Source organism: Acinetobacter pragensis (assembly GCF_001605895.1).
Classification (GTDB): Bacteria; Pseudomonadota; Gammaproteobacteria; order Pseudomonadales; family Moraxellaceae; genus Acinetobacter; species Acinetobacter pragensis.
This window is the reverse complement of sequence record NZ_LUAW01000042.1, coordinates 1-13,253: the sequence shown is the minus strand read 5'-3', so window position 1 is coordinate 13,253 and position 13,253 is coordinate 1. Positions and strand designations below refer to the sequence as shown.

Here is a 13,253-nt window from a genome sequence, read left to right as displayed (position 1 = left end):
CTTAATGATCTTCTTGCTGATTCGTCACCAGCAAGCTAGGTCGGCTATACTACTCTCTTTCGATGAATAGTCAACAGGTTTTGTTGATTATTTTTAAACTCCCTCAAGATTCTCAGAATCAACCACTTCTGGCCAACTCCTTGTTTCTCAACAAGTTTTAATCAACATCACCGCCGATGGATGTGCATTCTACAGCATTCCCTACCAGACGCAACCCCATTTCTTAATTATTTTATTTGAGTGCTTAAATTTCAAACCAAAAAATTAAATAACATCATGATATTCAATAAAAATTATTTTATCCCTATTTATTCTCAATAGGTTTAGCATCTAAATAAGCCAAAATCATCATCGATAACTCACTCTTAAGCTGCTGCTCTGTAATCAGAAAATTATTATTGCTGACATAGCGCATCATGGTAAATAAGGTGCTGTTGATAATCACAAAGGATCGGTTTTTCAAAGTTTCGAAATCCCAATGCCGGTAATAGCGGTTAAACAAGTACATGCCGACTTCAAAGAAGTGCTTCTCCAAAATCTGAGATGCATCTGAATGACTATACGCATGCCAATGCTTCAAAATTTCAATTAAAAAGCCCTGATCTGATTTCAGCGTATCAAAGCCGAATTGAATGGTCAGCGGAATGATGTCATGAATTTCCTGACCGCTCTGTTCAATCACCACTTGTTTTAGCGCCAAGCCCAGCTGTTCAGATTTCCGTAGTAGCAGCTCTTCAACAATCTGTTCTTTGTTTTCAAAGTATTGATAAATTGAGCCGACACTTACCCCTGAACGTTCCGCAATTTTAGGTGTCGTCAAATGGACCAGCCCCTCCTTTGCGATGCATTGCTGTGTTGCCAGCAAGACATGCTCTACAATCATTTTGGCTCTTTGCTGCTGCGGTTTTTTTCTCATTGTCATGCCCTGCGCTGACTGTGCCGGAATGCGAATTGAATACGAATAAATATTCATATTACTGTGGAATGACATAACCGCAACAGGCAATTTGCAATGAGCATTCACTCCCCTACGCGCTTGGCTTCCTTTCAGCAAATGCAAAAGAGCAATGTCCTGTCTCAGCTGCTGAATCATTTCACTGCGCAGCCTTTGGCTCCTTCTTATGCTGAATATCTGCGCTTGAATAAAGCCCTGAATTCTGGCGATGCCGCGATGGATGCGGTTGTGGACTGGGTGATGCAGAACCCCAAGCGCAACCGGGCCTTATTTGAAACTGCGCTTTTTCATGGGCTTGATCATCTTTCTGAAGAAACGACAGAACTTGCGGCTTTTTTTCAAACCATTGAAAGAATTCCCAGCTGGCTGAATGAGGCAAAATTAACGGCGGCCTTGCAGTTCACCCATCAGCTGGGAATCAACAATGGCTTTGTGCTAAGAGATTTGTCTTTAATGGCCGGCTATTTATTTCCCGGGTTCAATCAACCGCTGATGCTGACTGGCGCTTTAAATAAGCAGGCAGGCACACGCTTAGCCGAAACCACAAAATGGTGGATTGACATTACCGAACCCAATGGCTTGAAACGATACGGCGCAGGGTTTACATCTACAGTTTATGTGCGCTTTATTCATGCTTTGGTTAGACAGCACCTGAAGAAAAACCAGCAATGGGATGCAGCAACATGGGGAGCGCCCATCAATCAATTTGATCTGGCGATGACCAATTTAGCGTTCAGCAGTGTGGTTCTGATTGGCATTCGTGCGCTGGGGATTTTTCCCTCTCAGCAAGATACTGAAAACTTTTTGCATTTTTGGCGCTATATCGGCTGGCTGATGGGCGTCGAGGAACAATGGCTGATTGCCAAAGAATGCGAAGGCTGGCGCTTCATGTATTGGATGCAATTCGCTCACCCTGCATCGGATGACAGCAGCGCTGCGCTGGGCATGAGCTTATCCAAGGAACCGTTTGAACGGCAATACCGCTATTTACGCCCTTTACAGCAAAAGCTCGCCTATCGGCAGCATTTAGAATTGACTCAGTTTTTTATTGGCAAAAAGCGCATGCAGTTTTTAGGCTTGAAACCGCAAACCGCTTCTTGGTTTGCCTATTACCTCATTGGACGCAATTTGGTGCTGTATACAGGAGCCAAGCGCCTGCCGCCTTTGCGTCAAAAACTCATCACACAAGGCAGAAAAATACAAAAACTGGGTTTAGCTTTATATCAAAGCAAGGCGAAACAACTGGCCAGCATGCATCAAGAATGATCATTATTACTATATGCATTGATGAAAAAAAACAGAGCATGCGCTCTGTTTCTTATCTTTTAGAACACATGAACTTAAAACTTCATCGAAATCCGCGCCCAATAATTGCGTCCAATATTATTGAATTGCTCATCCTCGGCAAAACCAAAACCAGCACTGCCCGATTTGTTCAAATGCTCTTTATACGTTTTATCCAGCACATTATCGATCCCGGCAGACAAATCTACACCTTCACGAAGGTGGTAGGTGCCATTTAAAGATACAGTACCGAAACCTGCGCTTTTATCCATATCGTAGCCTACGATATTGCCTTGATCCAGACTGATGCGGTTCTGACTGTTCACAACACGCCATAAAGCGCCAAGCGTATATTTTTCTTGAACATAACGCAGGTTCACCCGTGCTTCTAATGGCGCAATTTGCGGTAAAGGCTTACCATCAGTGGTATTTTTCCCCCATGCATACATGGTGCTGACATCCGCCTGAATTGAATCCGTGAACTGATAGCCAATACCTGCTTCCGCACCGGCAATAGTGGCATCAATATTTTTAGCGCCAGCTGTTTTACCATGATTCATGCCTGACATGCCGCTATGATCATGATAGCTCATCAAAATATAGTCATTGATTAGGCCCGCATACGCAGAAGCCCATGAACTGAAGTTTCCATGCGAATGCTGATAGCCCATATCCAGCTGCAGAGTTTTTTCATTCTCAACATCATTAAAAGCAGGAACCGGCATACCTGTATTGCCATGCTTAGCACTGAACAGCTCCCAATAATCCGGGATTCGTTCCACATAACCCAAACCAATATAAGTTTGAGCGTCATGCTCTGGGTGCTGATTTTCCAAGCGGATAAATCCACTCAGCAAGGTTTCTTTACGTTCATCGTTCAATGCAAATGCATCGACTTCAACCTGATCAATGCGCGCGCCAGTGACAAGTTTATAATCATCACTCAATTGATAAGCCAGCTCACCAAAAGCCCCATAGGATTGAAATTTCATATTGGTGCTGAATTCAGTATTCATGGACGGCATAGAGAAGGAAGTCATACTGCCTCCATGCTTATTCATTTGAGAGTCAATTCCAGCAATCAGCTGCAGCTTTTCCCATTCACTTGTAACGGCGATACGTGAATTTAAGGTACGGCGCGTCACCTGCATAGACATCGGATCCGGCATCAGCATCGTCATGTTGCCATGCGTCATTTCAACCAATGGCGGCGTCCGCAAACTATAGTTGTCCATAATATGGTCGTTATAGCTATAGTTCACCTGCGCTTCAATTTTCTTAATCACATCCGTGACATTTTTCTTTTCTATGCGCAGCCCTAAGCTTTCACGGGCAAATTGCGAACCATCCATAGATCTGCCCGCATACACAGCGTCCCCATCCGCTTTCCCGGCAGTCAATTCAACCCATGTATCTTCATCGGGTGTCCAGCCGAATGCCAAGTCTGCATTCCAGCGCTCCCAATCTGACGGCACGGTATCGCCATTGCCGTCTTTATAGCTGTCAGAAACCGAACGATTGGCATTTAAGCGAATGTATTTAGTTTCATCCCCTACGGCCGTTTCAAGATTATGGTCCAAACGGCCAAATGAACCAATCAATACGCTGGCTTGGCCGAGATAAGGCTTTTCAGTGCTCAGCTCAGGTTTTTGCCGTTCAAAAATCACCGTAGCGGCTGAACCTGTATTGGCATATTGAACCGTTTGCGGGCCTTTAATTACAGAAATTTGATCATAGCTTTCAGGGGAAATATATGACGTTGGCGCATCCATACGGTTCGGACAAGCGCCCAAATTCTCAGAGCCGTCCGCCAATACTTTAATACGCGAACCGAACATGCCGCGGAACGTCACATCACTGTTGGTACCGCCATTTTTAATAGCGCTGAACCCCATGATACTTTGCAAATAATCAGCGCCATCTGTCGCTGGCACAGGCTGGATCGGCTGTTTCGGATCAGCGCGGACAATCAGCCCATTGGCATCATTGCCTTGATGCGCAGTCACCACAATCGGCGCCAGTGTTTGAATTGGCATATTCGCCATTTGATCTTCAGGCAGATTTGCCCAAACTGCCGATGAACATGCGACAGCAATTGCAGCTGCTAGAGGCTGTAAATAAAACTCTGGCTGAGCCATTTTAAATCTCACTTAAAACATAAACACAACGGGGCTGGAGTCAACCAAGACCCTTAAAACTCAAAAAACGTTGATTTATGCCAAAAGTGGCGGCGCCCTGCCCTGCGGCAGCAAAAATAAGCGCTGCAGCGCAAACCAGACATGCGTGAATGCCTGCTGGAAAGCCGCTAAGCGGATTTGAATGCGGTCTAAGACTTCCTTGATATCCAGTTCAGGCGGTAAAACCAGATTGCCGTATATCGTGCAGTACTGACATTGATGGCCTGCATCATGATCATGCGCAGGATTTTCATTGATTTCCACATGATGACCGGACAGATGGGCATGATGTGAAGATTGGTGCCCGGATGCTGCAGAAGAGTGATCGCCTGAAGGCGCCAATAAAAGCGCACGCGTGATGGTTTCACAGACCGGCGCAATTTGATATTGCGTCGGGAGCAAAGGCTGTAAAAACACAGCAATCTGTAAAAATACCGCTGCAAAAGACAGCAGCAGAGCACTACGCAGAAACAAAGGCAAACCCTAAAATTTGTCGGCCCCAGTATAACAAAACCCAATCGAAATTGGGTTCAGCCTTCAGGATGATTTTTTAAATTAAAAAATTCAGCCGCGTTTTACCGCAACTTGATCTTTTTGGCGCTGGCGTACTGTTTTTTCAACTTTTTCACGGGCACGCTGGCGTTTTAGCGGAGAAAGATAATCCACAAACAGCTTGCCGTTTAAGTGATCCATTTCATGCTGAATGCAAACTGCGAGAAGTCCGTCAGCTTCCAGCTCAAAAGACTCGCCGTCCAAGTTAACCGCATCAATTTTTACGCGTGACGGACGCGAAACTTTATCGTATATTTGAGGCACTGACAGGCAGCCCTCTTCATACGGCTGCGTCTCTTGCGTCAATGGCGTAATTTTGGGGTTAATAAACACCATGGGTTGATCTTTTTCTTCAGATAAATCCATGACAATCAGCTGAATATGCTGATCGACTTGAGTGGCGGCCAAGCCTATGCCTGGCGCTTCATACATGGTTTCAAACATGTCTGCCGCTAACTGACGGATTTCATCAGTAACTTCTTCGACTGGTTTTGCAATGGTACGAAGACGGGGATCGGGGAAACTTAAAATAGGTAATAAGGCCATACGACGTCCTCACTTATGCCATTGATCAAAAAACAAAATGAAGGAATGCTTCATCAAAAAATTGTGTGTAATATCGTTATTATAACGCAACTGCATACATAATTTTAGGAATTATGATAATGAAAAAGGTTTTGAAGGGCATGCCAACTTTTAGTGCCTTGGGGTTTAAAAAACAATTATTAGCACTTGCCGTCTGCGTAAGTGTAGGAGCTGGAATTGTGACCGCTGCTGAAGCAGCGCCTGCGCGCAATGTCAATCCGCCTGCACTGAAAGCTGGGGCACCGCAAGTTTATGTGGTGAAAAAGGGCGATACGCTGTGGGATATCTCAAAAAGATTCTTAAAAAATCCTGTGCGCTGGCCTGAAATTTGGGCAAGCAATAAGCATGTCAAAAACCCGCACTGGATTTTCCCAGGCGACCGCTTGCTGATGTGTACCTATAACGGCAATCCAATTATCGGCAAAGATGAAGGTGACGGCTGCGAAGGCATCATCCGCCGCTATACAGGCGGTACTAAAATGCAGCCTCAGGTGCGCATCGAATCGTTAAACAATGCCATCCCTGTCATTCCTTTGGAATACATCCAGCAATGGCTGGAACGCAGCATGGTCGTATCTCCGGAAACTATCGAAAATACACCTTATATTTTAGGCACTGCGGATCAGCGCGTATTGGCAGCCAAAGGGCAAACGGTTTATGCGCGCGGCAACGGCATGACTGTCGGCCAACGCTATGCGGTCTATCGTGAAGGCGAACCGTATAAATTCACTGATGCGAACGGCAAAAAGTTCAATGCAGGCCTTGAATTAAACCAAGTCGCTTCAGGCATCGCTATTCGCGGTGAAAATGACATCACTACGCTGGAACTGACCGATACCTACACTGGTGAAGTCCGCCGCGGTGACCGTGTTCTGCCTGAATACGACCCAATGCTGCCGACATTGTTTTACCCAACCAATGCTGAAAATATTACAGCAGGCGGCAGTATTGTCCGTGTTCAGGGCTCAATCGGCACAGCAGCAGCCAATAGCGTTGTAACTATTGACCGCGGCGCATTGCAAGGTGTCCAGCCAGGCCACGTGTTCAGTGTGAATCAAAAAGGCGAAATCGTCACGGATCCAAAAACCAAAGAGCGCATCCAGCTTCCAGGTCAGCGTATTGGCAATATCATGGTCTTCAAAACTTTTGACAACCTCAGTTATGCCTTTGTCTTAGACAGCGAATTGCCAATTAAAATCGGCGCAAGCATTCAGCCGCCGCTTTTGGATGAATAATCTCTGCGTTTAAAAATGAGGCTGAAATTCAGCCTCATTTTATTTTCATCTAATAAAAAAGAAGACAGGTTTAAAGGTCTCGTTATGCTCAATTCATTAAGCGCCTTACAGCTGGATTACATCCGCCTTTGGTTTTTGGTACAGCACTCGCTCAGCAGCTTCAACAAAATCCGGCAATACTATCCCTCCCTCAAGCATGCTTTTAATGCTGATCAATGCGCAACTTGGGAAAAGCTGGGCATACATAAAAATCATTTACAGCGTTTTCAAAATTTCCAGAGTGAAGCTGAACAGCAAAAATTTCAGCACTGCCTCCGTCAAATTGAGCAGTATTCTGATTTTATCCTGATCGATTGTGATCCATCTTATCCGCCACAGCTTTTGCCCTATAGTGACCGGCCGCCTATTCTATTTGGTCAGGGCAATGAGCAAACTTTACTGCAGGCTCAGATCGCGATTGTCGGCAGCCGTAAGCCAAGTCCACACGGCAAACAAGTGGCTTATGATTTTGCCTATTTTTTAAGTGAGCAAGGCTTTTATATCAACAGCGGCCTTGCGCAAGGCATTGATGAAGCGGCACATCAAGCGGCCTTAAAGCACCAGCGCACCCTTGCTGTGATGGGAACTGGACTGGATCAAACTTATCCGGCACAGCATCGGAGCCTCAGAGATGAGATTTTAAAAAGCGACGGAGCTGTCATTACAGAATTCCTGCCGCAGACCCCGCCCCTGCAGCACAATTTCCCGCGGCGCAACCGCATCGTCAGCGGACTCAGCTTAGGAGTGATCGTTGCTGAAGCCACATTAAAAAGCGGCTCTTTGATTACCGCTAAAATTGCGGCAGAGCAAGGCAAAAATATTTTTGCCATTCCTGGACATATCTACAGTGAATTCCATCAAGGCTGCCATCAGCTGATCCGTGAAGGCGCCATTCTGATTGATCATCCGCAGCAGGTCGTTGAAGACCTTGCCCTGCCGGTACAATGGCAAGCGCAAAACACGGCATCTGTGCAAGCAGAAAAAATACCGGAACCCCTCAATGTGCCGGATCATTTGCAGGCGTTATACCAGCAGCTGGATTGGACTGGGCAAACCTTAGATCAGCTGGCGCATTTAACGCAATTGGATACTGCGGCCCTGACCAGCCAATTGATGGAATTGGAACTGCTTGGGCTCACGCTGCAGCAAGCCGGATGCTATCTGCGTTGCCGTTCTGGCAAATAGGGTTCACAATAGCCTTACTGTTGAATTAAATAAGGTTAAAGTCTCATGATTACCACCTCTGTGGCCGAAGCAGCTGATTGTCTAAAAAAAGGGCAAGTCTTGGCATATCCTACAGAGGCAGTTTGGGGCCTAGGCTGTGACCCTTTTAACGAAAAAGCATTCCGTGAGATTTTAAAGCTGAAGCAGCGCCCAATTGAAAAAGGCGTGATTTTACTGGCCGCCAATGTTGCACAGGTTGAACACTTGCTGACCAGCCTCAGCACGGAAATGAAAGAAAAAGTCATCGCTTCATGGAGCAGCCGCACATCAGAAGAACGGGCCACCACTTGGCTTTTGCCCGCCGACGAGCAGATTCCCAGCTGGATTAAAGGCAATCATCCTAAAGTGGCAGTTCGGGTAACCACCCATTCCCTATGTGTTGCGCTCTGCCATGCCTTTAACGGCTTTATTGTATCAACCAGCGCAAATCCAGCCGGCCTGCCGCCGGCCCGGACACTACAGGAAGCCAGCCATTATTTTTCCAGTGAACTCAATTATCTGAATGGTGATTTAGGCTCCAGCCAGCAGCCCAGCAAAATTATTGATGCCGAAACAGGTGAAGTCATCCGCGCTTAAGCGCAGATCTCTCACCGCATTTTGATGATGTTCTGGATAAAAAAAAAGCTCAGCCATATAGGGATGGCTGAGCATAAAAAAGGATGTGCATAAATCACATCCAGAGGGTCTGGAAATCTGTTGAGAAAACACTGCAATTCAAGCAACATTTTTCAGTGGCGTTATTATGTGATAAAGCCATTGATGAAACAAATAGATTTTTTCTATTAATCTAAAGATTCAATGTATTAATTCAATATTAAAAACAGCATGTTATTCAAAATATCTTGCTATTTTTGATCACTTTATTAACAACACAAAGACAATATTCATCTTTATAGCAACGCCATCACATCTTCACTGAACCCGCGCTGTTACAAAAAAACTATGCTTGTGCCTTACATTTATTCAGAAATTATCTGAGATGGCGCTGGAATTTTTTTCTGCGCCAGCAACACCCCAAGAATGGCCAGTGCAGTTCCGATCGTATGATAGACCGTCCATTGTTCCGACAGCCAGTAATATGCGATTACAGCCGTAACAATCGGCATTAAATTCATAAAAATGCTGGTGCGGTTCGGCCCTAGATATTGAATTGAAATCATCCAGAGCAGCGGCGCAATCAATGATGGAAACACACCGGCATACAGCACGCTCCATACATTCCGTGCATCAATTGCATCTAAACCCAGCCAAAACACAAAGGGCAAATGATAAAGCAAGGCAAAAAATATTTGGACATATACACTGATAAACAAAGGAATTTTCAGCTGCCATTTTTTTAAAAACACCCCATAAAAGGCATAGAAAAAGACTGCGCCCAGCATAATGGCATCACCCAAATGCCCGCCTAAAGACAGCAAATTCGCCCACTGCCCCTTCGCGATGACCAGCAGCAGGCCCAAAAATGAAATAAGGCAGCCCAGCAGGGCAAAGCGGTTTGGCCATTCTTTTAAAATAAAAATAGACACAATAATTGTAAATACCGGAATAAAAGCATTAATAATGCCCATATTGGTCGCAGTCGTATAATGCGCCGCGCTATAGCTCAGCCCCTGATACAGCACCATGCCGAAAGCGGCCAAAACGGCCAATTGCTTCCAATGCTGCACAATCACTCTGCGGCTGCGGTAAAGCTGGGGCAGAGTGAACGGCGTAAGCAAAATAAAAGCGATCAGCCAACGGTAGAAACTGATGCTGACCGGAGAAATAAAGTCAGTTACATAGCGCGTCACCGCAATATTCATCGACCAGATAAACACCGCCACCAAAGGCAGCACAGCAACCCAGCGTACAAGCTTAGGATTAATGTCCATAAATAAAGTCTTTTGCAATAGCTGCCCCTATTCTGCGCAATGTCTGATATAAATGAAATATTGATATTCAGACATTGATATTGGTTAAGCGACATTCGCCGCCAGAGCTGCTGCCCTTATGATTGAGCCGATTGAACAGCGCATTGAAATCTGCCAGCTGTTTTATAAAAAAGATGAAGAAGCCTATCCGCATTCCTGCATTTGGGGCGATTTCAATATTTGTCTGGATGGTATTTTAGAATATCAGGTCAGCGGCAGAACCTTATGGTCACCGCCCAGCTATGGCTTATGGATTCCGCCGCGGATAGCGCATCATTCAATTGCCGTCGACCAACAGACCACACATTATGCCGCAATCCGTTTGGCTCCAGAACTTTGCGTTGAATTTTCAGCTCAGCCAGAAATGCTCAGTGTTTCCGCTTTTTTCAGGCAGCTGATCCTAGAAGCGCTTCAGGCACAGTCTAACGGCAGCTTGAATCACTACCGCCATCTGCTTCAGGTCATCTTAGACCAGCTGCAGGCTGCCCCCAAACATCATCATTATCTGCCGCAAACACATCACCCGCTGCTTAAACCAATTTTGACCGACTTAGCATCGCCTCATTTATTCCCGCAAAGCCTGCAGCAAATACTGAGGCCTTATGCCATCAGTGAGCGCCAGCTGCTTCGAATCAGTCAAGCAGAACTGCAGATCAGCTTATCCGAATGGCGCAGCCGCGCGAAAATCATCTATGCAATTACGCAATTGCGCCAAGGCAAATCCATTAAAGCACTCAGTATTGAGCTTGGTTATCAGCATAGTTCTAATTTTATTGAATTTTTCAAACGCTACACTGGACAGACACCGGCACAGATTAAGGTTTTCACCGCCAGCCAATATGCTCAGCTGCCGCTATAAGCCAAGCTGTCGGCTGATCGATTATCTTGTTCGCTTCATGAAATTTGCATCTGGGTTTTCTAAATTTAACCCGAATTCACAGCATGCGGCCTAATCTATTCTCCAAAGATACCTATAAACAATATCCTGTGTATTTCAACATAGGGCTATCAGCCACTGCTAAAACGCTGCTGAGATACTTACCCCCATACTGAATAAGCTGCGGCCATACGATTGAGCCCCTAAGCCATACCCAAAATGACAGAAAAAAGAGCCGAATATGCTAAGGCTTGCTGCTCTGCGACTCTTTTAGCGCCCCCAAACGGCTCATACATCTCTTTTACTTCTGCAATAATAGTTCAAAGGATTAACTGCATGATTTTATAAATTTAAATGCATTTAGACCTGCCGCATACAAAAATTATCAAAACCTGCCGCATCCGCTCTTGCGGCGCTCTGATTTTCCAGCTAAAACATTCCCATCGAACTGCAAATAATTTGGAAAAACAGCATGACTGCTTCAGCTTACAACATTCCCGTCAAAACCATTGATGGTGCAGAAACCACATTAAATCAATACCAAGGCAAGGTGCTGCTGATTGTCAATGTCGCCTCTAAATGCGGCCTAACGCCGCAATATGAAGGCTTAGAACAGCTCTATAAAGACAAGAAAGATCAGGGCTTGGAAATTCTAGGGTTTCCTGCGAACAACTTTTTGGAACAAGAGCCGGGCAGCGACGAAGAGATCCAGCAATTTTGCTCACTGAATTATCAAGTTGATTTCCCATTGTTCTCAAAGATTTCCGTTGCAGGCGACAGCAAGCATCCGCTTTATCAGGCGCTGACAGCGGCGGTTCCTGAACGTGAAGGTGAAGGACCATGGAAAAAAGACCTCATTGACTATGGCCTGACCCCAAATGAACCGCCTGAAGTACTGTGGAATTTTGAAAAATTCTTGGTGAATAAAAACGGAGAAATTGTGGCGCGCTTTGCTCCGGATATTAAGGCTGATGATGCTCGCATTGTCGATGCAATTAACACTGAATTAGCAAAATAAACCGCTTATAGCACTTGCCTGATTTAAATCTTTTTTGAGATTTAAATCAGGATTAATCCAAAACAAGACCAATTGTTCAGATATTATTCTCGTATTTCAATAAAATTCACAATTTATCCATCTTTTTAATAAAGCTACAACAATCTATGCCATTTTTTTTTGCAGCTTAGGTTTATGATCATCACATAAATCAGCAAACAGCCGAAAAAAACAGGTGAACTTATGAATACATTAATGAAAGCAATTGTTTTATCCATTTCAACTGCTTTAGTTGCTGCGCCTGCAATGGCTGCGCCTCAAAATGAGCAAAACCATCAGCCGCAGCCTGCACATAATCAAAAAGCACCTGTTCAGCATCAAGCTCAGCAAGCTAAAAAAGCAGTAAACCCGTCACATGACTGGCGTTCAGGCCAAAAAGTGCCTAGCCAATACCGCGGCAACAGCTATAAAGTTGATCACAGCAAATACAAAAAATTAAGCAACCCGGGTAAAAACCAGCAATGGATCAAAGTGAACGGCGACTACATTTTAACTAACGTCATCACTCATTCAATTATCAAAATCATCGGCGGTTAATCCCTCCCCTGTGAATTTGGAAAAGAGCGCTTCGGCGCTCTTTTTTATGCCTTGTGCACAGCTTTTTTTGTTACTGCTTTGCAGCAATCTATTTTGAATCCATATTTCATCCCTATATTGCACTTAAGACAAAAGAAATCCATATAGAGTTTGAACCCTAATGAAAAAATTTCTGCAAGGCGCCTTGCTTCCTTTCAGTATTTTCGCAACCGGCATGGTCTTGCTGGGCTGTGATCAAGCAGCTCAGCAGGAAAATGTACGCACTGAGCAATCTCAAGCCGAAGCGGACCAAAATGAAGATATACAGGCAGATGCAAATTCAGAGAAGGCCCCAGCGCGCGACATCCAATTAAAAAGCGGCAATATGTTTTATGTCATTCGTGATGTCGCTGACTTGCAGCTGAAAGCCGGTGATTATGTTGAACAGCTGCAGCAGACTAAAACAGAGCTTCAGCATGCTGTCGATTTACAGGATCATGAAAAACTGCAGCAGACGGCTAGCCAATTGCAAAAACAGCTCACTGGATTCAACCAGGCCTTGACCGCTGTCAACTTGAAAACTCAGGAAATTTCAGATATCCGCAGCAACATTCTTTCTGCCAATGAACAAGTGCTGGCTTCTCCATTTTTAAATGGCCAAGTCGACTTAAGCAAAGTCGATTTGAAAAAAATTGAACAGCAGATGGTTTCGATCCAATCCGAAATGGTGAAATTGGCGGGCATGCTGATCCAAAGCAGCAGTTCAGACAGGCATGAAACCAGCCAGTCCTAAATACTTGGCTCAAAAACACATTCAGATGCCCGCCGATCTATCGGCGGGG

Annotated in this window: 13 protein-coding genes; 8 read left to right on the top strand and 5 right to left on the bottom strand. The window is 45.0% G+C overall.

Features of this window, described 5'->3' with window-relative positions; translation table 11 throughout:
• Positions 1-304: 304 nt before the first annotated feature.
• The gene (locus AZH43_RS15275) at positions 305-916 is read right to left on the bottom strand and encodes a TetR/AcrR family transcriptional regulator (protein WP_067671391.1); all 612 of its coding nucleotides are present in this window, start codon (positions 914-916) and stop codon (positions 305-307) included.
• A gap of 96 nt (positions 917-1,012) precedes the next feature.
• On the opposite strand from AZH43_RS15275, the gene AZH43_RS15270 reads away from it, so the two are divergent.
• A complete protein-coding gene (locus tag AZH43_RS15270; protein ID WP_067671385.1) occupies positions 1,013-2,221 on the top strand; it encodes an oxygenase MpaB family protein in 1,209 nt (402 codons plus the stop codon).
• A gap of 74 nt (positions 2,222-2,295) precedes the next feature.
• On the opposite strand, the gene AZH43_RS15265 is transcribed toward AZH43_RS15270, so the two are convergent.
• The 3 genes from AZH43_RS15265 to def form a co-directional block, all read right to left on the bottom strand.
• Complete coding sequence (locus AZH43_RS15265; RefSeq protein WP_067671382.1) at positions 2,296-4,377, bottom strand: TonB-dependent copper receptor; 2,082 nt, start codon at positions 4,375-4,377, stop codon at positions 2,296-2,298.
• A 75-nt stretch (positions 4,378-4,452) separates the two neighbouring features.
• The gene (locus AZH43_RS15260) at positions 4,453-4,890 is read right to left on the bottom strand and encodes a DUF2946 family protein (RefSeq protein WP_067671379.1); all 438 of its coding nucleotides are present in this window, start codon (positions 4,888-4,890) and stop codon (positions 4,453-4,455) included.
• A 90-nt stretch (positions 4,891-4,980) separates the two neighbouring features.
• Positions 4,981-5,514, bottom strand: a complete 534-nt coding sequence (gene def / locus AZH43_RS15255) for a peptide deformylase (RefSeq protein WP_067671376.1) — start codon at positions 5,512-5,514, stop codon at positions 4,981-4,983.
• Between the two features lie 119 nt (positions 5,515-5,633).
• Between def and AZH43_RS15250 the strand changes: the two genes are divergently transcribed.
• The 3 genes from AZH43_RS15250 to AZH43_RS15240 all read left to right on the top strand — a co-directional run bounded on the left by AZH43_RS15250 (position 5,634) and on the right by AZH43_RS15240 (position 8,627).
• Positions 5,634-6,788 (top strand): LysM peptidoglycan-binding domain-containing protein, encoded by a 1,155-nt coding sequence (locus AZH43_RS15250; RefSeq protein ID WP_067671373.1) that lies wholly within the window; start codon positions 5,634-5,636, stop codon positions 6,786-6,788.
• Between the two features lie 84 nt (positions 6,789-6,872).
• Positions 6,873-8,012 (top strand): DNA-processing protein DprA, encoded by a 1,140-nt coding sequence (gene dprA, locus AZH43_RS15245; protein ID WP_067671388.1) that lies wholly within the window; start codon positions 6,873-6,875, stop codon positions 8,010-8,012.
• A 45-nt stretch (positions 8,013-8,057) separates the two neighbouring features.
• Positions 8,058-8,627, top strand: a complete 570-nt coding sequence (locus tag AZH43_RS15240; protein ID WP_067671370.1) for an L-threonylcarbamoyladenylate synthase — start codon at positions 8,058-8,060, stop codon at positions 8,625-8,627.
• Positions 8,628-9,010: 383 nt separating this feature from the next.
• On the opposite strand, the gene AZH43_RS15235 is transcribed toward AZH43_RS15240, so the two are convergent.
• Positions 9,011-9,922 carry a DMT family transporter gene (locus tag AZH43_RS15235; protein ID WP_067671367.1) on the bottom strand — a complete coding sequence of 304 codons (912 nt, stop codon included), beginning with the start codon at positions 9,920-9,922 and terminating at the stop codon, positions 9,011-9,013.
• A 118-nt stretch (positions 9,923-10,040) separates the two neighbouring features.
• Between AZH43_RS15235 and AZH43_RS15230 the strand changes: the two genes are divergently transcribed.
• From AZH43_RS15230 to AZH43_RS15215, 4 genes are all read left to right on the top strand, one after another.
• Positions 10,041-10,820, top strand: a complete 780-nt coding sequence (locus tag AZH43_RS15230; protein WP_067671364.1) for an AraC family transcriptional regulator — start codon at positions 10,041-10,043, stop codon at positions 10,818-10,820.
• 490 nt (positions 10,821-11,310) lie between these two features.
• Positions 11,311-11,856 carry a glutathione peroxidase gene (locus AZH43_RS15225; RefSeq protein ID WP_067671361.1) on the top strand — a complete coding sequence of 182 codons (546 nt, stop codon included), beginning with the start codon at positions 11,311-11,313 and terminating at the stop codon, positions 11,854-11,856.
• Positions 11,857-12,078: 222 nt separating this feature from the next.
• Positions 12,079-12,432 (top strand): RcnB family protein, encoded by a 354-nt coding sequence (locus AZH43_RS15220; RefSeq protein ID WP_067671358.1) that lies wholly within the window; start codon positions 12,079-12,081, stop codon positions 12,430-12,432.
• A gap of 160 nt (positions 12,433-12,592) precedes the next feature.
• Positions 12,593-13,204: a hypothetical protein gene (locus tag AZH43_RS15215; protein ID WP_067671355.1), complete on the top strand. Its 612-nt coding sequence runs from the start codon at positions 12,593-12,595 to the stop codon at positions 13,202-13,204.
• Positions 13,205-13,253: the final 49 nt, after the last annotated feature.